The sequence below is a fragment of the Sphingomonas sp. SORGH_AS_0438 genome, from assembly GCF_031453475.1.
In the GTDB taxonomy this organism is placed as follows: domain Bacteria; phylum Pseudomonadota; class Alphaproteobacteria; order Sphingomonadales; family Sphingomonadaceae; genus Sphingomonas.
This window is the reverse complement of the sequence record NZ_JAVIZS010000001.1, coordinates 141,172-162,428: the sequence shown is the minus strand read 5'-3', so window position 1 is coordinate 162,428 and position 21,257 is coordinate 141,172. Positions and strand designations below refer to the sequence as shown.

Annotated in this window: 21 protein-coding genes and 2 pseudogenes; 14 read left to right on the top strand and 9 right to left on the bottom strand. The window is 69.4% G+C overall.

Translation table 11 applies throughout. From position 1 onward, the window contains the following. Positions 1-13: 13 nt before the first annotated feature. The 3 genes from hemH to serB all read right to left on the bottom strand — a co-directional run bounded on the left by hemH (position 14) and on the right by serB (position 4,336). Positions 14-1,018 carry a ferrochelatase gene (gene hemH, locus QE452_RS00770; RefSeq protein ID WP_309658264.1) on the bottom strand — a complete coding sequence of 335 codons (1,005 nt, stop codon included), beginning with the start codon at positions 1,016-1,018 and terminating at the stop codon, positions 14-16. Next, entirely contained in the window at positions 1,015-3,234 is a 2,220-nt protein-coding gene (locus QE452_RS00765) for a molybdopterin cofactor-binding domain-containing protein (protein WP_309658263.1), read from the bottom strand. Before QE452_RS00765 ends, hemH begins: the two co-directional genes overlap by 4 nt. Before the next feature lie 229 nt (positions 3,235-3,463). Further along, positions 3,464-4,336, bottom strand: coding sequence for a phosphoserine phosphatase SerB (serB, locus tag QE452_RS00760; RefSeq protein ID WP_309658262.1), 873 nt, complete (start codon positions 4,334-4,336; stop codon positions 3,464-3,466). Between serB and miaA the strand changes: the two genes are divergently transcribed. From miaA to ilvC, 4 genes are all read left to right on the top strand, one after another. Further along, complete coding sequence (gene miaA / locus QE452_RS00755; RefSeq protein WP_309658261.1) at positions 4,329-5,255, top strand: tRNA (adenosine(37)-N6)-dimethylallyltransferase MiaA; 927 nt, start codon at positions 4,329-4,331, stop codon at positions 5,253-5,255. The two genes, serB and miaA, sit on opposite strands and share 8 nt — an antisense overlap. Before the next feature lie 59 nt (positions 5,256-5,314). After that, positions 5,315-7,072: an acetolactate synthase 3 large subunit gene (locus QE452_RS00750; RefSeq protein ID WP_309658260.1), complete on the top strand. Its 1,758-nt coding sequence runs from the start codon at positions 5,315-5,317 to the stop codon at positions 7,070-7,072. Positions 7,073-7,164: 92 nt separating this feature from the next. Next, a complete protein-coding gene (ilvN, locus tag QE452_RS00745; protein WP_309658259.1) occupies positions 7,165-7,680 on the top strand; it encodes an acetolactate synthase small subunit in 516 nt (171 codons plus the stop codon). A gap of 51 nt (positions 7,681-7,731) precedes the next feature. Continuing rightward, positions 7,732-8,751 (top strand): ketol-acid reductoisomerase, encoded by a 1,020-nt coding sequence (gene ilvC, locus QE452_RS00740; RefSeq protein WP_309658258.1) that lies wholly within the window; start codon positions 7,732-7,734, stop codon positions 8,749-8,751. A gap of 117 nt (positions 8,752-8,868) precedes the next feature. Here the strand turns inward: ilvC and QE452_RS00735 are convergent, their stop codons facing one another. Continuing rightward, on the bottom strand, positions 8,869-9,180 hold the full coding sequence (locus QE452_RS00735; RefSeq protein ID WP_309658257.1) for a PilZ domain-containing protein: 312 nt from the start codon (positions 9,178-9,180) through the stop codon (positions 8,869-8,871). A 228-nt stretch (positions 9,181-9,408) separates the two neighbouring features. Here QE452_RS00735 and QE452_RS00730 point away from each other — a divergent pair. The 3 genes and pseudogenes from QE452_RS00730 to QE452_RS00725 form a co-directional block, all read left to right on the top strand. After that, positions 9,409-10,422: pseudogene (locus tag QE452_RS00730) on the top strand (NF038122 family metalloprotease); the annotation flags it as partial. Between the two features lie 75 nt (positions 10,423-10,497). Continuing rightward, a pseudogene (locus QE452_RS18995) lies at positions 10,498-10,608 on the top strand (PEPxxWA-CTERM sorting domain-containing protein); the annotation flags it as partial. Between the two features lie 172 nt (positions 10,609-10,780). Beyond that, complete coding sequence (locus QE452_RS00725) at positions 10,781-11,395, top strand: YceI family protein (protein WP_309658255.1); 615 nt, start codon at positions 10,781-10,783, stop codon at positions 11,393-11,395. 58 nt (positions 11,396-11,453) lie between these two features. On the opposite strand, the gene QE452_RS00720 is transcribed toward QE452_RS00725, so the two are convergent. Both QE452_RS00720 and QE452_RS00715 read right to left on the bottom strand, forming a co-directional pair. After that, complete coding sequence (locus QE452_RS00720) at positions 11,454-11,852, bottom strand: BLUF domain-containing protein (protein WP_309658254.1); 399 nt, start codon at positions 11,850-11,852, stop codon at positions 11,454-11,456. 151 nt (positions 11,853-12,003) lie between these two features. Further along, positions 12,004-12,393, bottom strand: a complete 390-nt coding sequence (locus QE452_RS00715; RefSeq protein ID WP_309658253.1) for a BLUF domain-containing protein — start codon at positions 12,391-12,393, stop codon at positions 12,004-12,006. 276 nt (positions 12,394-12,669) lie between these two features. Here QE452_RS00715 and leuA point away from each other — a divergent pair, with 276 nt between their 5' ends. Continuing rightward, positions 12,670-14,328, top strand: a complete 1,659-nt coding sequence (gene leuA, locus QE452_RS00710) for a 2-isopropylmalate synthase (RefSeq protein ID WP_309658252.1) — start codon at positions 12,670-12,672, stop codon at positions 14,326-14,328. Between the two features lie 37 nt (positions 14,329-14,365). On the opposite strand, the gene QE452_RS00705 is transcribed toward leuA, so the two are convergent. From QE452_RS00705 to folE, 3 genes are read right to left on the bottom strand one after another with little or no spacing between them, the layout of a single operon-like run. Then, positions 14,366-14,716 carry a dihydroneopterin aldolase gene (locus QE452_RS00705; RefSeq protein WP_309658251.1) on the bottom strand — a complete coding sequence of 117 codons (351 nt, stop codon included), beginning with the start codon at positions 14,714-14,716 and terminating at the stop codon, positions 14,366-14,368. Further along, positions 14,709-15,452, bottom strand: coding sequence for an SDR family oxidoreductase (locus tag QE452_RS00700; protein WP_309658250.1), 744 nt, complete (start codon positions 15,450-15,452; stop codon positions 14,709-14,711). Before QE452_RS00700 ends, QE452_RS00705 begins: the two co-directional genes overlap by 8 nt. Further along, positions 15,449-16,072 (bottom strand): GTP cyclohydrolase I FolE, encoded by a 624-nt coding sequence (gene folE / locus QE452_RS00695; RefSeq protein ID WP_309658249.1) that lies wholly within the window; start codon positions 16,070-16,072, stop codon positions 15,449-15,451. The genes QE452_RS00700 and folE overlap by 4 nt, the downstream gene beginning before the upstream one ends. A gap of 62 nt (positions 16,073-16,134) precedes the next feature. Between folE and QE452_RS00690 the strand changes: the two genes are divergently transcribed. The 6 genes from QE452_RS00690 (at position 16,135) to nagA (ending at position 21,214) form a co-directional block, all read left to right on the top strand. After that, on the top strand, positions 16,135-16,338 hold the full coding sequence (locus QE452_RS00690) for a DUF2945 domain-containing protein (RefSeq protein WP_125996370.1): 204 nt from the start codon (positions 16,135-16,137) through the stop codon (positions 16,336-16,338). 44 nt (positions 16,339-16,382) lie between these two features. Beyond that, positions 16,383-16,685: an SWIB/MDM2 domain-containing protein gene (locus QE452_RS00685; protein ID WP_309658248.1), complete on the top strand. Its 303-nt coding sequence runs from the start codon at positions 16,383-16,385 to the stop codon at positions 16,683-16,685. A gap of 492 nt (positions 16,686-17,177) precedes the next feature. Continuing rightward, positions 17,178-18,188, top strand: coding sequence for a N(4)-(beta-N-acetylglucosaminyl)-L-asparaginase (locus QE452_RS00680; protein ID WP_309658247.1), 1,011 nt, complete (start codon positions 17,178-17,180; stop codon positions 18,186-18,188). Beyond that, positions 18,188-18,946: a copper homeostasis protein CutC gene (locus tag QE452_RS00675; RefSeq protein WP_309658246.1), complete on the top strand. Its 759-nt coding sequence runs from the start codon at positions 18,188-18,190 to the stop codon at positions 18,944-18,946. Before QE452_RS00680 ends, QE452_RS00675 begins: the two co-directional genes overlap by 1 nt. 130 nt (positions 18,947-19,076) lie before the next feature. Beyond that, positions 19,077-20,084 carry an SIS domain-containing protein gene (locus tag QE452_RS00670; RefSeq protein ID WP_309658611.1) on the top strand — a complete coding sequence of 336 codons (1,008 nt, stop codon included), beginning with the start codon at positions 19,077-19,079 and terminating at the stop codon, positions 20,082-20,084. Further along, positions 20,081-21,214, top strand: a complete 1,134-nt coding sequence (gene nagA, locus QE452_RS00665; RefSeq protein WP_309658245.1) for an N-acetylglucosamine-6-phosphate deacetylase — start codon at positions 20,081-20,083, stop codon at positions 21,212-21,214. The genes QE452_RS00670 and nagA overlap by 4 nt, the downstream gene beginning before the upstream one ends. Positions 21,215-21,257: the final 43 nt, after the last annotated feature.

Sequence of the window (21,257 nt, the reverse complement as noted above, 5' to 3'; positions counted from 1 at the left end):
AATGGCGGTGACGCTACGGCACCCTAACCCAGCCTTCAAGCTCCCGTGCCAAGATGCTGCGCAGCATCGCGATGCTGCCGGGTTCGTCGTTGAGGCAGGGCAGATAGGCGAAGTGCGTGCCGCCCGCCGCCTCGAAGCTCTCCCGCCCGCGGATCGCCAGTTCCTCCAGCGTCTCCAGGCAATCGGCGGAGAAGCCCGGCGCGACGATCGCGACCTTGCGCACGCCCTTGCCGGGCAGGGCCTCCAGCGTCGTGTCGGTCGCCGGCTCCAGCCATTTGGCGCGGCCGAAGCGCGACTGGAAGGCGACGATCAGCTCGCGACCCATCGCCTCGCCCAGCAGTCGCGCGGTCTTGCGGCAATGGCAGTGATAGGGATCGCCCTTCTCCAGCGTCCGCTCCGGCATGCCGTGGAAGCTGGTGACGATCGCATCGGGCGTGAAGTCGAGCTGCGCCAGCGAGGCCTCGATCGAATCCTTCAGCGCGGCGATATAGGCGGGATCGTCATAATAGGGCGGCAGGGTCCGCACCGCCGGCTGCCAGCGCATCGTCGCCAGATGCGCGAACGCCTTGTCATTGGCGGTGGCGGTCGTCGCCGCGCAATATTGCGGATAGAGCGGCGCGATCAGGATGCGCTCGCAGCCGGCATCCTTCATCGCCTGCAACCGCTCGGCGATCGCCGGCCGGCCATAGCGCATCGCCCAGTCGACCATCACCCCGTCGCCGAACGCGCCCGCCAGCTTCTTCGCCTGCAGCCTAGTGAAGGCGGCGAGCGGCGAGCCGTCGTCGCGCCACACCTGTTGATAGGCGTGCGCCGATTTCTTCGGCCGCGTGCGCAGGATGATGCCGCGCAGGATCGGCTGCCACGCGATCGGCGGGATCTCGACGACGCGACGGTCGGACAGGAACTCCGCCAGATAGCGGCGCACGCTCGGCGCGTCGGCGGCGTCGGGCGTGCCGAGATTGGTGAGCAGCACCCCGATACGGGGGGCCGGGACGGCGGGGTGGCCGGGCGGGATCATCCTTCACTCCTTAACGGCAAGGTGCGGGCGCGCAGCCCGGTCAAGGCGGCGAGCGCGTTGGCGATAGCGGGGGCGACGGGGGGCACCGCCAGTTCGGACACGCCGCCGGGGGCCTCGTCCGACCGGATCAGCTCGACCGTCAGGTCGGGCGTATCGGCCAGCCGGGGCAGCCCCAGCCGGTCGAACCCCCGGACGGTCGCAAGGTTGCGCTCGAATCCGGTGGCCGCGCCCAGCGCATGGGCCAGGCCGAAGATCAGCCCGCCCTCGACCTGCTGGCGGACCAGGTCGGGATTGACGATCCGGCCGCAATCCACCGCCGCGACCAGCCGGTCGACCACCGGGCGGCCCTCACGCCAATGCGCCTCCGCCATCACCGCGATCGAACTGCCGCGAAAGGCATGGGCGGCGATCCCCTGTCCACTGCCCGCGATGCCCCCCTCCCAGCCGCCGAGCGACGCGGCGGTCGACAGGCAGCGGGCCAGGCGCGGATTCTGCCCGAGCATCCCGATCCGCCAGGACAGCGGCTCGACGCCCGCCTCATGCGCGATCTCGTCCAGGAAACATTCGGTGAAGAAACAGGTATAGCCGTGCGCGCCGCCGCGCAGATGCCCGGTCGGCAGCGGCAGGTCGGCGACATGATGATCGACCGCCCAGGCCGGCAGGCGATAGGGCGGCGCGGCCCCCGCCACGGCATAGCGATCCGCCGGGTCGAGCCGCAACGCCAGCGCCGACAGGCCACCGGGCCGAAGCCGCTCGACCAGCCCCGCGCCGACCGGCGGCGTCGCGATGCTCGCCCGCCAGCCCAAGATCGCCGCCCCCGCGCCCAGTCGCGCGGTCATCCGGGCGGCGGCGGGCGGGCGATAGCGGTCGTGGAGCAGCCCCTCGCCGCGCGACCACATCAAATTGACCGGTCGTTTCAGCCGCATCGCCAGCACCACGGCCTGTGCCACGACGTCATGGTCCAGCCCCGCGCCGAAGCCGCCGCCGACCGGCATGACATGGATCACCACCTGTCGCTCGGACAGGCCGGCGGCGCGGGCCGCGACGCGCCGGGCCAGGCCGGGCGCCTGGGTCTGTACCCAGCATTGCAGCCGGCCATCGGCATAGGCGGCGACCGCCGCCGGCGTCTCGATCGCGGCATGGACGCCCGCCGCGACCCGGTAGTCGGCGGTCAGCGTCCGCGCGGCCGCCGGCACGTCGTCGGGATCGCCCTCCCCCGCGATCCGGCGGCCCGTGTCCGCCAGCGCCTCGGTTAACGCCGTGGCGACCGCCGCATCGTCGATCCGTGGCCCCGTGGTGGCGAAGCGCGGTTTGAGCGCATCCAGCGCCCGCTGCGCCGCCCAGCCGGTCGCCGCGACCGCCGCCACCCAGCGGGGCCGTTCCGTGTCGGGCTCCTCGACGATCGCGACGACGCCGCGCACCGCCATGCCCGCCGCCCGGTCGATCGCGACCAGATGGCTGTCGCCGATCGGTCCCTGGCGGATCGCGGCATGGACCATGTCGGGCAGGCGGATGTCGGCGGTGAAATTAGCGGCGCCATCGACCTTGGCCGGCGCATCGAGCCGGGGCAGCGGCTGGCCCATCAGCCGACCCGCGCCGCCCTGTCCGATCGGTGGCCGGGCGGGCGGGGCCTGGTGCGCGGCGGCCTCCGCCAGTTCGGCGAAGCGCAGGCGGCGCGGACCGTGCACCACGAAGCCGTCGCGGGTCGTGCAGTCCGCCGCCGCCACCGACCAGCGCGCCGCCGCCGCCTGGCACAGGAGCGCGCGGGCGGTCGCGGCGGCGGCGCGGGCCGGCTCCTCGAACATGCGGATGCTGCTCGACCCGGCGGTCAGCATCGGTGCCGGGTCCGCGCCGACTCCGTCACGCCAAGCGGCAGGCAGTACGGCGGGCATCCCCTCCAGCAGCGAGTCGAGGCCGATCGGATTGGCGTAGAAGGGCGTGATCGGCGCCGGCATCGCCCCCACCGTGCGCCAGTCCGCGCCCAGTTCGTCGGCGACGATCTGCGCCAGCGCGGTCCAGCTACCCTGCCCCATCTCGGTCTGCGGCAAGGCGACCATCACCCGCCCGTCGCCGGCGATCGTCAGCCAGCCGCCGAACGCCTGCTCGCCGGGCGCGGTCGGCAAGCGTGCCGGATAGTCGCGCGGCCACACTCCCCAGGCGACCGTCAGCCCCAGCCCCGCGCCACCACCGATCAGCAGGCCACGCCGGTCGATCATGGAAGAGGCCGATCAGCGCCCGGCCTGTATCCCAAAACCCACGCCGCTCGGGATGCGGCGTGTTCGTTGCGACACGCCCCCTGCCAGTATTCCCTGGCCTCCGCCGGGGAACAGGATTCCCATGATCCGGCGGGCACTCCCCCCCCTCGCATCATCCCCGCATCCCCAAACGGGCCATGGCCAAAAAAGGGCATCATCTCCCCGACAACCCTCGAGACGCGCGAATGGATCAGCCCGTCACCCATTCACCCCGCGCGATGCCCTGCGCCCAGAGCAGGGCGGACAGATCGCCATGTTCGATCCGCGCCGCCGCCGCCGCCGCCACCACCGGCTTGGCATGATAGGCGACGCCCAGCCCCGCCGCGCGGATCATCGGCAGGTCGTTGGCACCGTCGCCCACCGCCAGCGTCCGCGCCAGCGGCAGCGCCCCGGCCTCTTCGCGCAACGTCGCCTCCTTGGTCGCCGCACCGACGATCGGCCGCGCGACCGCGCCGGTCAGCGTGCCGCCCTCGACCAGCAGCCGGTTGGCGATCACCCGGTCGAAGCCGATCTCCGCCCCCACCGGCTCGGCGAAACGGGTGAAGCCGCCCGATACCAGCACGCAGCGCGCGCCCCGCGCCCGCATCGTGCGGACCAACGCCTTGGCCCCCGGCATGATCGTCACCCGCTCGGCCAGGCAGCGGTCGATCGCGCCCTCGTCCAACCCGGCGAGCAACGCCACCCGCGCATCAAGCGCGCCCTCGAAGTTCAGTTCGCCGCGCATCGCCGCCTCGGTGACGGCGGCGACCTGCGCCTTGATGCCGGCATAATCGGCCAGTTCGTCGATGCATTCGACGGTGATCATGGTCGAATCCATATCGGCGATCAGCAGCCGCTTCTCGCGCCCCTCGCTCGGCTGCACGACCACATCGGTCGCCGGCACCAGCCCCTCCAGCGCGGCGCGCGCGGCGGCGGGATCGGTCGCGAAGTCGATATCGGCGGCACTGGCGTCATCGATCCAGCGCGCCGGCGCGGGGTCGCATCCCGCGCGTTTCAGCGCCTCGACGGCCACGGAAAGGTCGGCGGGCAGGCGCCCATCTGCTATCAGCGTCGCGGTGAACATCTCTACTCCCCTGCCAAGGGTCGCGCTCATCGCAGGGCCGACCGCCAGCGGCAAGTCGGCTTTGGCGATCCGTCTGGCCGAACGCACCGATGGCATCGTGATCAACGCGGATGCCAGCCAGGTCTATCGCGACCTGCACATCCTGTCCGCCCGCCCTTCCCACCAAGACGAGGCGCGCGTGCCTCACCGCCTGTTCGGCCATGTCGACGGCGCGGAGTCCTGCTCCGCCGCACGCTGGGCGGCGGATGCGGCGGCGGAGATCGACCGGGCCCATGCGGCGGGTCGTCTGCCGATCCTGGTCGGCGGCACCGGCCTGTACCTGCGCACGCTGATCGACGGCATCGCGCCGGTGCCGCCGATCGACCCCGCCATCCGCGACTCGGTGCGCGCCCTGCCCGTCGCCGAGGCGCATCGGGCGCTGGCGCAGGAAGACCCCGAGGCCGCCGCCCGCCTCGCCCCCGCCGACACGACCCGCGTCGCGCGCGCGCTGGAGGTGGTGCGATCGACCGGCCGCCCGCTTCGCGACTGGCAGGCCGAGCGCCATGGCGGGATCGGTGACCGGATCGCGCTGTCCGCCGCTATATTGTTACCGGACAAGGCGAAACTGATCGAACGCTGCGACGCGCGGCTCGCCGCGATGTTCGATGACGGCGCGATCGAGGAGGTCGCCGCGCTGCTCGCCCGCGCCGACGTCCCCCCGGATGCCCCGGTCCGCCGTGCGATCGGCGTGCCCGAAATCGCGGCGATGCTGGACGGCAGCCTCTCGCGCGCCCAAGCACTGGATCAGGCCCGGCTGGCCACCCGCCGCTATGCCAAGCGGCAATATACCTGGTTCCGCCACCAGCCCCCCGCCGCCTGGACTAGAAAAGAAAGTTTCTCCGAAAGCGATTTCGAAGAAATAATCTGTCTTTTGGGTTGACGCAGTGCAGCAGCTTCGGTAGCGGCACCCCACTTCCCCCGACATTGAGGAGACGAGACGTGACCGAGAAGAGCGGAGCCGACATTCTGGTCGAGGCGCTGTGCGATCTCGGCGTGGAGGTCGTGTTCGGCTATCCGGGCGGTGCCGTCCTGCCGATCTACGACGCTCTGTTCCGGGCCGCGCGCGATGGTCGCCGCATCCGGCACATCCTCGTCCGTCACGAGCAGGCCGCCACCCATGCCGCGGAGGGCTATGCGCGCTCGACCGGCAAGCCGGGCGTCGTGCTCGTCACCTCCGGCCCCGGCGCGACCAATGCGGTCACCGGCATCACCGACGCGCTGCTCGACTCGATCCCGATGGTGGTCATCACCGGCCAGGTGCCGACCGCGCTGATCGGCACCGACGCCTTTCAGGAGGCGGATACGGTCGGCATCACGCGCCATTGCAGCAAGCACAACTATCTGGTGAAGGACCCGGCCAAGCTGGGCCCGGTGATCCATGAGGCGTTCCATATCGCCACCTCCGGCCGCCCCGGCCCGGTCGTCGTCGATATCCCCAAGGACGTGCAGGTCGCCACCGCCCGCTATGCCAAGCCCGGCCCGATCCAGCACAAGACCTATCGCCCGACGGTGAAGGCCGATCCGCGCGCGATCGAGCAGGTGGTCGACATGCTCGCCGCCGCCGAGCGCCCGGTCCTATATACCGGCGGCGGCGTCATCAATTCGGGTCCGGCCGCGTCGCAGCTGCTGCGCGAGCTGGCGCGGATCACCGGCGCGCCCGTCACCTCGACGCTGATGGGCCTGGGCGCCTTTCCCGCCTCTTCGCCGCAATGGCTGGGGATGCTGGGGATGCACGGCACCTATGAGGCCAATCACGCGATGAACCAGGCCGATCTGGTGATCGCGCTGGGCAGCCGGTTCGACGACCGGGTCACCGGCCGGCTCGACGCGTTCAGCCCGAACAGCCGCAAGGTCCATGTCGATATCGATCGCTCGTCGATCAACAAGACGGTGCGGATCGACCTGCCGATCGTCGCCGATGTCGGCCATGCGCTGGAGGACATGGTCCGTGTGTGGAAGGCGCGCCAGCATCCCAAGCCCGACACGCGCGACTGGTGGAACCGGATCGAGCAGTGGCGCGCCAAGGCCTGCCTGTCTTTCCCCGAATCGACCACCGAGATCATGCCGCAACGCGCGATCCGCGCGCTGTGGCAGGCGACGCACGCCCGCAACCCGATCATCACCACCGAGGTTGGGCAGCACCAGATGTGGGCCGCGCAGCATTTCGGCTTCGAATCGCCGAACAAGTGGCTGACCTCGGGTGGGCTCGGCACGATGGGCTATGGCCTGCCCGCCGCGATCGGCGCGCAACTCGGCAACCCGCGCGCGCTGGTCATCGACATCGCCGGCGAAGCCTCGATCCAGATGAACATCCAGGAGCTGGCGACGGCGACGCAATATCGCCTGCCGGTCAAGATCTTCATCCTGAACAACGAATATATGGGCATGGTCCGCCAGTGGCAGGAGCTGACCTATGAGAGCCGCTATGCCGAAAGCTATTCGGACGCGCTGCCCGATTTCGTGAAGCTGGGCGAGGCCTATGGCTGGAAGGGCATCCGCATCGAGGAGCCGGACGATCTGGACTCGAGCATCGCCGCGATGCTGGACCATGATGGCCCGGTGATCGTCGACTGCCGGGTGGCGAAGCTCGCCAACTGCTTCCCGATGATTCCCAGCGGGGCGGCGCATACCGACATGATCCTGCAGGCGAACGAGGTGTCGGGCACGATGGACGACGAGGCCAAGGCGCTGGTCTGACCCGTCCCCCCGCCCCGGCCCCGGTCGGGGCGGACGGCCCCAGGACACCATCTCAACAGGGAGCCCCCGGCCGCCGCCGGGGTGACGCGAACGTGCATATCCGTGAAGAAAAGGCCGAACGCCACACGCTGGCGGTGATCGTCGACAACGAACCGGGCATCCTCGCCCGCATCGCCGGCCTGTTCACCGCGCGCGGCTATAATATCGAAAGCCTGACCGTGTCGGAGGTGACCGCCGACAAGACGGTCAGCCGCATCACCATCGTGACCAGCGCCAGCCCGGCGATCCTGGAGCAGATCGTGGCGCAGCTTGACCGGCTGATCCCCGTCCACAAGGTCCGCGACCTGACCGCCGAGGGCCCGCATGTCGAGCGCGAGCTGGCGCTGGTCAAGGTGCAGGGCACCGGCGACCACCGGATCGAAGCGCTGCGGCTGGCCGATGTCTATCGCGCCCGCGTCGTCGATGCGACCACCACCAGCTTCGTGTTCGAGGTGACCGGCGGGATCGAGAAGATCGACAAGTTCGTCGAATTGATGGGCGAGGTCGGACTGATCGAGGTCGCCCGCACCGGCATCGTCGCCATCGCGCGCGGCCGCGACGCCGCCTGACCCGGTTTCCGCCACTCCTTTATCGATTATCAAGCCAAGGAAGAGTCTCCCATGCGTGTCTATTACGATCGCGACGCCGATCTGAACCTGATCACCGACAAGAAGATCGCGATCATCGGCTATGGCTCGCAGGGCCATGCCCATGCGCAGAACCTGCGCGATTCGGGTGTGAAGCAGGTCGCGATCGCGCTGCGCGACGGCTCGCCGACCGCCAAGAAGGCGCTCGATGCCGGCTTCCAGGTCATGTCGAACCAGGCGGCGGCCGGCTGGGCGGACATCGTCATGATCCTGGCCCCCGACGAGCATCAGGCGGCGATCTGGGACGCCGACCTGAAGGGCAATATGAAGCCGGGCAGCGCGCTCGCCTTCGCGCACGGCCTCAACGTGCATTTCGGCCTGATCGAGCCGCCGGCGGACATCGACGTCATCATGATCGCGCCCAAGGGTCCCGGCCATACGGTGCGCAGCGAATATGTGCGCGGCGGCGGCGTGCCCTGCCTGATCGCGATCCATCAGGACGCCAGCGGCAACGCGCATGACGTCGCCCTCGCCTATGCGTCGGGCGTCGGCGGCGGCCGCTCGGGCATCATCGAGACCAACTTCAAGGAAGAGTGCGAGACCGACCTGTTCGGCGAGCAGGCCGTGCTGTGCGGCGGCATCACCCATCTGATCCAGGCCGGGTTCGAGACGCTGGTCGAGGCCGGCTATGCGCCGGAAATGGCCTATTTCGAGTGCCTGCACGAGACCAAGCTGATCGTCGACCTGCTCTATGAGGGCGGCATCGCCAACATGCGCTATTCGATCTCCAACACCGCCGAATATGGCGACATCGTCACCGGCCCGCGGATCATCACCGAGGAGACGAAGAAGGAGATGAAGCGCGTGCTCGCCGACATCCAGGGCGGCCGCTTCGTCAAGAACTTCGTGCTCGACAACCGCGCTGGCCAGCCCGAGCTGAAGGCCGCGCGCAAGGCGGCGGCGGCGCATCCGATCGAGAAGGTCGGCAACGAGCTGCGCGCGATGATGCCCTGGATCGGTGCGAACAAGCTGGTCGACAAGGCCAAGAACTGACGCCTGACGCGATAGCGGCAAGCTGAAGCGCCACCCCGGCGGAGGTCGGGGTGGCGTTTTGCCGTTCGGCGGACGGGGTTTTCCGGCGATGCCGTGGACGCAGAAGCCCGAACGCCGTCAGCTACAGGGGAGCGCCACGGGTGTGGCCACCACCAGCGACGCCAAATCGGGCTTGCCCAGCGGCGCCATGAACTCGCAGCCAAAGACATCGTCTTGCACCCAGGCGATGCGCGCATGGCGTTCGGTGCCGCCGGGCAGCGCGATCTTGAGCGTGGTGCCGACCGGCAGCGGCATCGAGATGCGCACCCGGCACCCCGAGCGCGAGGCATCCAGCACCTCGACCGACAAGGCGATCCGCGCGGTCGCCCGACAGGCGACCGGCAACCGGGGCTCGCGGCGATTGTCGTTGGACGATCGACGTGCCTGCATCTCGGCCTTCTCCTCCGCTTCCCTTCGGCTCAGGTCCGACCTGTCGCACGATCCGGTAAGAATTTCCTTACGCCAAGCACCGCCGGCACCGGTGTGGTCATGACATTTGCGTCATGCAGCCTTCACTTTTCCCTACCCAAGTGAGGAAAGTTGATTAACCTCCTCTTAATCCGTCCATCCTGACGCCGACACGGTGCGGGAGCGCGGATCAGGGAAAAGGGTGAGGTTTTGACGATTCGTTCGCTGCTTCTCGGCGCCGCTGTTGCGGCCGGCCTGGCATCCGCTCCGGCCCATGCCGTCGTCTTCGATCTGGTCAGCACCGGTGCCGGCACCGCCGTCGGCACCCAGGCCCGCGCCGGGTTCGAGGCCGCCGCCGCCTATTGGTCGTCGGTCCTGACCAACGACATCACGATCAAGCTGAACATCGGCTATTCGACGCTCGGCACCGGCGTCCTGGGCTCGACCGGCAGCACCACCTCCGCGATCCTCAACCCGGCCTTCTACACGGCCCTGGGGAACAGCGTGACGTCCAGCGTCGACCAGGCGGCGGTCGCGTCGCTCCGTCCGCTGTCCTCGGCGGGGGCGCTGACCGTTCGCACGAACGCGCTGGCCGCCAATGGCGTCGGCTATGTCGATACCGCGACGCGGGTCGACAATGACGAATCCGCCAATAATCGTGGCCTGGCGGTCAACAGTTCGGTCCTCAAGGCGCTGGGCATCACCACCGACTGGCGTGGCAATGCGATCGACTATGGCCGGGTCGACGGCAGCATCACCTTCAGCGACGCCTTCACATTCGATTTCGACCCGACCGACGGCATCGCCGCCGATGCCTTCGATTTCGTCGGCGTCGCGATCCACGAGATCGGGCATGCGCTGGGCTTCCGCAGCGGCGTCGATTCCTACGATGCCGCGACCGCGCCGGGGGCGTCGGGCACCGGCCTTCGCTCGCTGGAGAATTTCATCAACATCGCCACGCCGCTCGACCTGTTCCGCTACGGCCAGGAAGGGGAGCTCGACTGGTCGACCCAGGGCGTGCCCTATTTCTCGATCGATGGCGGCCAGACGCAGCTGTTCGGCGACTCGCGCTTCGCCACCGGCGTGCGCAACGGCGACGGCCGCCAGGCCTCGCACTTCAAGGACAGCCCGGCCGGCGTGCCGCAGACCGGCGTGATGGACCCCACCTCCGGCCGTGGCCAGATGCAGGACGTGACCGCGCTCGACATCGCCGCCTTCGACGCGATCGGCTGGACCACAAGCTTCGATGCCCTGACCAACAGCGGCTATCGCGAGACCACCGCCGACATCTATCGCGCGGTCGGCATGGTGCCGGAGCCGGCGACCTGGGGGCTGATGCTGGTCGGCTTCGCGATGGTCGGCGGCGCGACCCGCTATCGCCGCCGCGCCACGACCCTGCGCGCCGCCTGACCCGTCCGCGCAAGCTATCGGAAGAGGGCCGTCGATCATCGGATCGGCGGCCTTTTTTCCCAACGCATCCAAGTCCCTGGGCGCAGCCTGCGAAACGATCCGTTGCCGCCTTGGCGGTTTGACGCGGCCGCCGCCACGCGGCACCCATGGCGCATCCACAGGGAGAACCACCATGCGCCCCATCTACGCCGCCGTCCTGATGCTCGCCACCCTCGCCCCCGCCGCCGCGCCCGTGCTGGCGCAGGGCCTGCCGGGCAGCCCGAACAAGGCGCTGGTCAAGGCCGGCACCTATCCGCTCGACCCCAACCACAGCCAGGTGACCTGGCAGGTCAACCATATGGGCTTCTCGATGCTGGAGGGGCAGTTCGGCGCGTCCGAGGGTTCGATCACCATCGACCCGGCCAAGCCTAACGCCACCAAGGTCGACGTGACCTTCCCGGTCGACAAGCTGTCGGTCACCGCGGAGCCCTTCGCCCACCATCTGAAGTCGAAGGACTTTTTCGACGCGGCGACCTATCCGACCGCGCGCTTCGTCTCCACCTCGGTCCAGGCGTCGGGCAACAGCGCGACGATCACCGGCAACCTGACGATCAAGAACGTCACCAAGCCGGTGACGCTGAAGGCGACCTTCGTTGGTGCCGGCACGAACCCGATGAACAAGAAGCTGAACTTCGGCTTCCGCGCGACCGGCGCGATCAACCGCAGCGATTTCGGCCTGGGCATGGCGGTGCCGGTCGTGTCGGACAAGGTCGACCTGACGATCAACGCCGCCTTCGCCGCCAACTGAGGCCTTCCATCACGGCAGGCGCCGCGCCGGGATCATCACCCGGCGCGGCGTCGTCCGTTCAGGCCGCGCGGATCAGGGGGGCCGCGAAGCTGGCGAAGCCCGCCTCCCCCGCCGGGCCGCTATGTGCCGCCAGGATCGCCATCCGCGCCATCACCGCCAGATCGGCCTGGAGCGGTGCGCGATAGGCCATGCCCTCCGTCCCGAACTCGCGCCGGTCGATCCGCCGGTTGGCCAATTGGATCAGCGCATGATGGCGCGGATCGGCGGCGATGCGGGCGAAGGTCGCCTCGACCGCCCCGGCTTCCCCCTCCAGGGCCTGGAGGAAGCGGTTGCCGTCGAAGAACAACATGCTGGTCAGCCGGTGTTCGGCATTGCGCCGCCGCGAGGTCGCGACGATCGCCGCCGTGTCCGGAACCACCCCCTGGCGCAGCGTGCTGACATAGATGATCTGGCGCAACTATCCGTACCCCTTTCTGGATCAATGATGGGTCCAGGATAGGGCTATCCTATTAAGGTTCGATCAGGTGACAGGCTTAGCCAATCATGAACGCCGCGAAACCGCGCCAGGCAATGGCTAATCTTCCTATAGACTTGATCGGATCAGCCCGTCAGCGTCGCACCGCGATCAATCCCTGGAAGGTGCCGCGCACGCTGTCCGACGCCCCGGCCAGCATCCGCGTCACCCGCGCGTCGAACTCGTCGGCGGGATCGGTCGGCAGGCGGTGCGCCATCGCCCAGCGACCGAAGCTCCGCTCCGTCACCACCATGTCGGACAGCACCACCACCGCATGATGCCGGGCGTCGGCCCGGATTCGATCGAACGTCGCGGTGACGGCCGCCGCCTCGCCCTCCAGCACCTGGAGGAAGCGCGTGCCGTCGGTGTAGAGCAGGCCGGTCACGCCCGCCGCATCGTTGTTGCGGCGCGACTGGATCAGGATGTTGCCGACGCTGATTTCCTGCCCCGGCGTTTTCGAACTGATATAGAGAATTTGACGCATCGACACCCTTTCAAGGGCTTGCTCCCTTAGAGCCTGCCCACGGACGCGCGCTAATCTGTGTCAGGATTTCCGTGCCTTCTGGACAAGTCGCCGCCGCAACGCCTAGGAAGGCGGCGATGATGCGGACCGCACGCCTTCCCCTGCGACTTACGCGCCCTTAGGCGCGTCATTCCGCTCGTGCGCCCGTGGCGTGCGCCGCGCCTAAGGGCCCGATCGACCGACCTCCCCCGATCCGGCGGTCTGCCCGCCGCCCTGCCAAGACGAGAGTGAAGAGCCATGTTGCGCGATCCGTCGACCAAATACCGCCCCTTCCCCACCATCGCCCTGCCCGATCGCCGCTGGCCGTCCAGGACGATCACCCAGGCGCCGCGCTGGCTGTCGACCGACCTGCGCGACGGCAACCAGGCGCTGATCGATCCGATGGATGCCGAAAAGAAGACGCGGCTGTTCGAGCTGCTCTGCAAGGTCGGGCTGAAGGAGATCGAGGTCGGCTTCCCCAGCGCCGGCGCGACCGAGTTCGACTTCATCTCCGGCCTGGTCCGGCAGGATCGGATTCCGGACGATGTGACGGTGCAGGTGCTGACCCAGTCGCGCCGCGACCTGATCGAAACCAGCTTCGCCAGCCTGAAGGGCGCGCGCACCGCGATCGTCCATCTCTACAACGCCGTCTCGCCCGCCTGGCGCAAGATCGTGTTCGGCATGACCCGCGACGAGGTGAAGCGGATCGCGGTCGAGGGCGCGAAGGTGCTGCGCGACGAGGCGGCGAAGCAGCCCGACACGCGCTGGCAGTTCGAATATTCGCCCGAGACCTTCTCCACCGCCGAGCTCGATTTCTCGGTCGAGGTCTGCGAGGCGGTGATGGAGGTGCTGTGCCCCACGCCGGACCAGCCGATCATCCTCAACCTGCCCGCCACCGTCGAATGCGCGACGCCCAATGTCTATGCCGACCAGATCGAATGGTTCGGCCGCCACATCCGCAACCGCGATTCGGTGGTGATCTCGCTCCACACGCATAACGATCGCGGCACCGGCGTCGCGGCGGCCGAGCTGGGGCTGATGGCGGGCGCGGACCGGGTCGAGGGCTGCCTGCTCGGCAATGGCGAGCGGACCGGCAATTGCGATCTCGTGACCGTCGCGCTCAACATGTACACGCAAGGGGTCGATCCCCGCCTCGACCTGTCGGACATCGATTCGATGGTGAACACCATCCAATATTGCACCAACCTGCCCGTCCATCCGCGCACCCCCTATGCCGGCGACCTGGTCTTCACCGCCTTTTCCGGCAGCCATCAGGACGCGATCAAGAAGGGGTTCACCGCGCAATCGCAGCGCAATGACGGCCTGTGGGAGGTGCCCTATCTGCCGATCGACCCCGCCGATCTCGGCCGCAGCTACGAGGCGGTGATCCGCGTCAACTCGCAGAGCGGCAAGGGCGGCGTCGCCTGGGTGATCGAGCAGGACAAGGGGCTGAAGCTGCCCAAGCGGCTCCAGGCCGATTTCAGCCGCCACGTCCAGGCGCTGGCGGACGAGACCAGCCGCGAACTGAACGCCGCCGACATCTGGGGCCGGTTCGAGGCGACCTATCTGCCCCGCGCCGGTGACCGGTTCATGCTGCGCGACTATGAGGAGACGGGCCAGGCGGGGCAGCGCGTCTTCGTCGGCCGGGTCGCGGTGGATGGCGAGGAGCGGTCGATCTCGGGTCGTGGCAACGGCCTGATCTCGGGCGTGATCGACGCGCTCGCCGGCTCGACGGGTCCGGCGCTGGAGGTGGTGGATTATTCCGAACATGCGATCGGCCACGGCGCCGACGCACAGGCGGCGGCCTATGTCGAATGCCGGCTGGCCGACGGGCGCACGGTGTTCGGCGTCGGGCTCGACACCGACATCGCCACCGCCAGCGTGCGCGCCGTCCTCAGCGCCGCCAATCGGGGCTGACCCGGATCATCCCTCCCCCGCCCGGGGAGGGATGGCTTTACCGGCCGCGCATCACCTCGCAACCGACGGTGGCATCCGGATAGATGTCGAGCTTCATCGACCGCACCCGGACCGACCGCACCCGCGCATCGGCCAGGCAGATGACGGCGATCGAATCGCACAGGCTTTCCTGCAAGGCGAAGCCCGGCCCCGCCGCCAGCGCCAGCACCGCGGCGCGGACCTGGTCATAGTCGAACACCTCGTCGATCCGGTCGGCCATCGGCGCGGCCGGATAACTGAGGTCGAGCCGGATCGACAGCCGCACCCGCTGGGGCGCCGCCTCATGCGGGTGGATACCCAGCCGGATCGCCACATCGAAATCGTCGATCAGGATGGCATAGTCAGCCATCGGCGCGCCCCTCGAACATCACGTCGCGGTCCGATCGCAGGAAACGCTGGCCCGAATCGACGTACAGCGTCTGCCCCGTCACGCTGCGCGCGCCGAGCAGATAGACCACCGCCTCCGCCACCGCGCCGGCGCCGACCGGCCGCCGGAGCAGGTTCTGCGTCGCGACCCGGTGGAATTCCTCCTCGCTCTGGTCGCCGCTGGGCAGGGTCAGGCCGGGTGCGACCGCATTGACCCGCAGGCGCGGCGCGAAAGCCTGGGCCATCAGTTCGCCCGCCGCCGCCAGCGCCGCCTTGGACAGGGTGTAGGAGAAGAAATCGGGATTGGGATTGGCCAGTTTCTGGTCGAGCAGATTGACCACCGCCCCGTCCGCCAGATCCGGCTGCGTCGCCAGCGCGCTCGCCAGCACGGTCGGCGCGGTGCAGTTCACCGCATGGAGCCTGGCCGCCAGCACCGGATCGACCGTGCCGGGCGAATCATATTCGAACAGCGACGCGCTGTTGACCAGCGCCCCGATCGGCGCGCCCGCCACGTCGCGCGCCCGCGCAAACAGCGCCGGCAGCGACGCGGTGTCGGCCAGGTCGCCCTGCACCGTCCAGCCATCGAGCGCGCGGGCCAGCGCCTCCGCCTCGTCGCGCGACCGGTGGTAATGGATCACCACCCGGTGCCCCGCACCAGCCACCCCGCGCGCGATCGCCGCGCCGATCCGTCGGGCCGCGCCCGTGACCAGAACGATCATCCGCCCAGCCCCATCAGCGCCAGCACTTCCTTGCGGCTGCGATCGTCGTCGCGGAACACGCCCATCATCCGACTGGTCGTCATCGCCACGCCGGGGGTGCGGACGCCGCGCGCGGTCATGCAGGCATGGCTGGCCTCGATCACCACCGCGACGCCCAGCGGCCTCAACCCGGTCCAGATACAGTCGGCGACCTCGGCGGTCAGCCGCTCCTGCACCTGGAGCCGCCGGGCATAGCCGTGCAGCACGCGCGCCAGCTTGGAGATGCCGACCACATGGTCGCGCGGCAGATAGGCGATATGCGCCTTGCCGATGATCGGGGCCATGTGATGCTCGCAATGCGACTGGAAGGGGATGTCCTTCAGCAGCACGATCTCGTCATAGCCGCCCACTTCCTCGAACACGCGGCCGAGATGGACGGCGGGGTCCTCGCCATAGCCGGCGCAATATTCCTTCCACGCCCGCGCCACGCGGCGGGGCGTGTCGACCAGCCCCTCGCGCGTGGGATCGTCGCCCGCCCATTCGATCAGGGTGCGGATCGCGGCCGCGACATGGGGGGGCACGGCGATCTTGCCATCCGCCGCGACCAGGTCGCCATCCGCCGGGGTTCCGCCGTCACACATCGTCATCTCCTGCAACCAACCCGCATGTCGGGCGCTTGGTGCCACAAGTTAAGGAGGATGCGATGGCCGATCTGAAGAAGGGCGACAAGGTGAGCTGGAATTCGCATGGCGGCACCGCGCATGGCGAGGTCGAGAAGACGCTGACCAGCGACACCAGCATCAAGGGCCATAAGGTCCGCGCGTCAAAGGACGATCCGCAATATCTCGTAGAGAGTGACAACGGCGGAAAGGCGGCGCACAAGGCGTCAGCGCTCAAGAAGGCGTGAGTCCCTCGTAGCCGGGGGCATGACGATTCACAGGAAGGACAGACATGGCCACTGCCAAGCAGGAAGCCGGCGCCGCAAAGGCCGCCACCAAGCAGACCAAGGCCGGCACCGGCATCCACGCGCCGGTTCAGCCTTCGCCGGAACTCGGCGCCGTCGTCGGCAACGACAAGCTGCCCCGCAGCGAGGTGATCAGCAAGGTGTGGGAGTATATCAAGGCCCACAACCTGCAGAATCCCGAGAACAAGCGCGAGATCCTGGCCGACGACAACCTGAAGAAGGTGTTCGGCAAGGACAAGGTGACCATGTTCGAAATGAACAAGTACATCTCGGCGCACGTCAAGGCGTGACGTCCGACCGGCGCGGGCGGCCATCGCCCGCGTCGTCGCGATGCCGGAAAGGGGGATGCGCCGATGGACCGGCGCGTCCCCTTTTTGCCGTTCAGGGGGCAGCGCATCAGGACCGGCCGGCCGAATCAGGGAATTGCCGGCGAACGGCTCACGCGGTGATCGCGCTTCCCTGAGGGGATTGCCACGCCCCCTCCATCACCCCGGCCAAGGCCACGACCTTCGCAAAAATCGGACACACAGGCCGGAAAAGCCTGTTCTCCTGCGAACGCAGGAGCCCAGGGCCAAGCAAAGCAACGCCTTTGAGCTCAATGACATGACCTCGACCGGCATCGTCCTTGCGAGCGGAGCGAAGCGATCCAGGGCGTCATGCGCGCGGCCACGCCGCCATCCGACCGGCTCCAAGGTCCATAATGGCGCAATACCGAACCATGACTTGCACATGACCTTTGCCATGGCATGATGGCCGGAACCGAGGGGGCGGAAGGACCGGCAATGACGAGCAGACGGGATGTGATGGCGGCGCTGGGCGCGATCGGCGGCGCAATGCCCTTCGCCACGGCGGCCAGGGCGCAGGCGACGGCGGCAGCCCCGGCCCTGATCGTGTCGACCTGGGATTTCGGCGCGGCCGCCAATGAGGCCGCCTTCGCCCGGATGAAGGCGGGCGGATCGCTGCTCGACGCGGTCGAGGCGGGCGCGATGGTGCCGGAGGCGGACCCGGAGAACCACTCGGTCGGCTATGGCGGCTATCCCGACCGCGACGGCCATGTCACGCTGGACGCGGTCATCATGGACGACCGGGGCGATGTCGGCGCGGTCGCGGCGCTGGAGGATACCGTCCACGCCATCTCCGTCGCCCGGCGGGTGATGGAGAAGACGCCGCATACGCTGATCGTCGGCGAGGGCGCGACCCGCTTCGCGCGCGACCAGGGCTTCCCCAAGGTCGACCTGCTCACCCCCGCTGCCGAGAAGGCGTGGCGCGACTGGCTGAAGACCGCCAAGTACCAGCCGGTCGCCAATAGCGAGAATGCCGGATCGACACGACTGCCGCGCGGCGGCGCGCCCGACCATGACACGATCGGCCTGCTCGCGCGTGACCCGGCCGGGCATCTGGCGGGGGCGTGCACCACATCGGGCATGGCGTTCAAGATGCGGGGCCGGGTCGGCGATTCGCCCCAGGTCGGCGCGGGGCTCTATGTCGAGGCGGGCGTCGGCGGCGCGACCTCGACCGGGCTGGGCGAGGAGGTGACGCGCGTGTCGGGCAGCGCCCGCGTCGTCGCGTCGATGCGCGCCGGCCTGTCGCCCCAGGCGGCGTGCGAAGAGGTGGTGAAGCATATCGCGGCGCTGCGCGGCGACGCGATCAAGGGCGTGCAGGTCGGCTTCCTCGCGCTCGATCCCCGGGGGCGGGTGGGCGCCTTCTGCCTGTTGCCGGGCTTCACCTATGCGGTCACCGACACGGCGGGACGGACCCGGGTGCTGCCCGCGCCGTCGCTGTTCCGGGCGTGATGCCGCGCAGGCTGGAGGTCTGCGTCGAGGATGTCGGCGGCATCGCCGCCGCGGCGGCGGGCGGCGCGGACCGGATCGAACTCTGCGCCGCGCTGGCGGTGGGCGGGCTGACCCCGCCCGTCTCGCTGATCCGAGTCGCGGCCGCCTCCCCCCTGCCCGTCCATCTGCTCGCCCGCCCGCGCGAGGGCGATTTCGTCTATTCGCGGGTGGAGGCGATGCTGGTCGCGGAGGATATCCGAACTGCCGCCGAGGCGGGTCTGGCCGGCGTGGTGATCGGCGCGAGCGACCGGCAGCGGCGGCTGGACGTCGGATTGCTTGCGCAATGGGTGGGCCAGGCGCGCGTGCTGGGCGCGGAGCGTGGCGCGCCGCTGTCGCTGACGCTCCACCGCGCCTTCGACCTGTGCCCCGACCTGTCGGCGGCGCTGGAGGATGCGATCCTGCTCGGATTCGACCGGGTGCTGACCTCGGGCGGCGCGCCCCGCGCGGTCGATGGCGCAGCGATGCTGGAACGGCTGCACCGACGGGCCGATGGCCGGATCACGATCCTGGCGGGCAGCGGCGTCAATCGCGCGACGCTGCCCGCGCTGCTCGCCACCGGCATCGGCGAAGTCCATGCCTCGTGCCGACAAACCCTTGCCGTTCCTGATGATTCGCCGGAACGCCGGTTCGGCTTCATCGGTCCGCAGATCGGCGGCACCGATGTCGAGACGGTCGCCGGACTGGTCCGTGACCTTCGTGCCAATGCCTCGCTTGAATAATACCAATTTATTACCTAATAAAGACGCCATCAGAGAGCCGCGGGGCCGGCTCGCGTCAGCGGGGGAAGAGGACATGGGCAGCGTGACCGACAACGACCTTCAGGCGGCACCCGCCGTCGAAGCCACCCTGATGCACCGCGAGGCGGCCGAGGCGGGCGAGGCGGTTCGCCGGCTGCTCTCCGCCAATGCCCGCGTCATCGCCGAGCTGGGCGAGCGGTTGCGCCAGTCGCCGCCGGCGGTGGTCGTCACCTGTGCGCGCGGCTCGTCCGACCATGCCGCCACCTATGGCAAATATCTGATCGAGACGATGACCGGCGTACCGGTCGCCTCCGCCGCCCCCTCGGTCGCTTCGGTCTACAAGGCCCCGGCCACCGCCCGCGCGACGCTCTGCATCGCCATCTCGCAGAGCGGCCGCAGCCCCGACCTGCTCGCCACCGTCACCGCGCAGCGCGCGGCGGGCGCGCATGTCGTCGCCCTGGTCAACGATGCCGGCTCGCCGCTCGCCGGGCTGGCCGACACGCTGGTGCCGCTGATGGCGGGGCCGGAGACGTCGGTGGCGGCGACCAAATCCTATATCGCCGCGCTCGCCGGCCTCGCCGCGATCGCCGCCGCCTGGACCCAGGATGCCAAGCTGGCCCAGGCGATCGAGACGCTGCCGGACGATCTGGCGCGCGCCTGGGCGCTCGACTGGACGCCGGTGGTCAAGGCACTGAAGGGCGCGAACAACCTGTTCGTGATCGGTCGCGGCCTGGGTCTGGGCATCGCGCAGGAAGCGGCGCTGAAGCTCAAGGAGACCTGTGCGCTCCATGCCGAGGCGTTCAGCTCGGCCGAGGTGCGGCACGGCCCGATGGCGATCGTCGGCAAGGATTTCCCGCTGATCGCGCTCGCCACCTCCGATGTCGCGGGCGACGATGTGCGCGCGGCGGCGGCCGAGTTCGCCGGGCGCGGCGCGACGGTCTGCCTGGCCGATGCGGTGCTCGACGGCGGCGGCCATGTACCGGCGCTGACCGCGCATCCGGCGATCGAGCCGATCCTGATGATCCAGAGCTTCTACCGCATGGCCAACCGCCTGTCGGCCGAGCGCGGCCTGAACCCGGACACTCCGCTCCACCTCAAGAAGGTGACCCAGACGCTATGACCCGCCACGGCTTCACCAACGGCCATATCGCCACGGCGGACGGCGTATGGACGCAGGCGACGATCACGGTCGAGGGCGGCGTCATCGTCGCGATGGAACCGACCGCCGACGCCGATGCGATCGACCTGGACGGCGGCTGGCTGTCGCCCGGCTTCATCGACACGCAGGTCAATGGCGGCGGCGGCGTACTGCTCAACGACACGCCGACCGTCGAGGGGATCGCGGCGATCGCCGCCGCGCATCGCCCCTATGGCACCACCGCGATGATGCCGACGCTGATCAGCGACACCGCCGATGTGATCGCGGTGGCGCTCGACGCGATCGATGCCGCGATCGAGGCCGGCGTGCCCGGCGTGGTCGGCATCCATGTCGAGGGGCCGGTGATCAACACCGCGCGCAAGGGCATCCATGATGCCGGACGCTTCCGCCTGCTGGACGACGACCTGCTCGAACTGCTGACCCGCCCCCGTCGCGGCGTGGTGATGGTGACGCTGGCGCCCGAACAGGTGCCGATGGACAGCATCCGCGCGCTGGCGGCGGCGGGCGTGCGCGTCTGCCTGGGCCATACCGAGGCGGATTACGCCACCGCCACCGCCGCCTTCGCGGCGGGCGCGACCGGCGTGACGCATCTGTTCAACGCCATGTCGCCGCTGGTCCATCGCAAGCCCGGCGTGGTCGGCGCGGCGCTGGACGACCAGACGGCCTGGTGCGGGATCATCGTCGACGGCTTCCATGTCGACGACGCGGCGCTGCGCGTGGCGCTGCGCGCGCGGCCGCACGACCGGTTCATGCTGGTGACCGACGCGATGCCCTGTGTCGGCGCGGTCGATAAGGACTTCGTGCTCCAGGGCCAGGCGATCCGGGTCGCGGATGGCCGCTGCGTCGGCGTCGACGGGACGCTGGCCGGCTCCGACCTCGACATGACCGGTGCGGTGCGCAATGCCGTCGAGCGGCTGGGCCTGGCGCCCGAGGCCGCGATGGCGATGGCGGCGACCAGCCCGGCCGCCTTTCTGGGCCTGTCGCACGAGCGCGGCCGCCTGGCCGTGGGTCAGCGCGCCGACTGGGTGCAGCTGTCCGCCGACTTGCGGCCGGTCGCCACCACGATCGGCGGCGACACCGACCCGACCTGACCTGACCTCTACCGGGCCGCTCCCCTTCCCCGGCCCGCCCCAT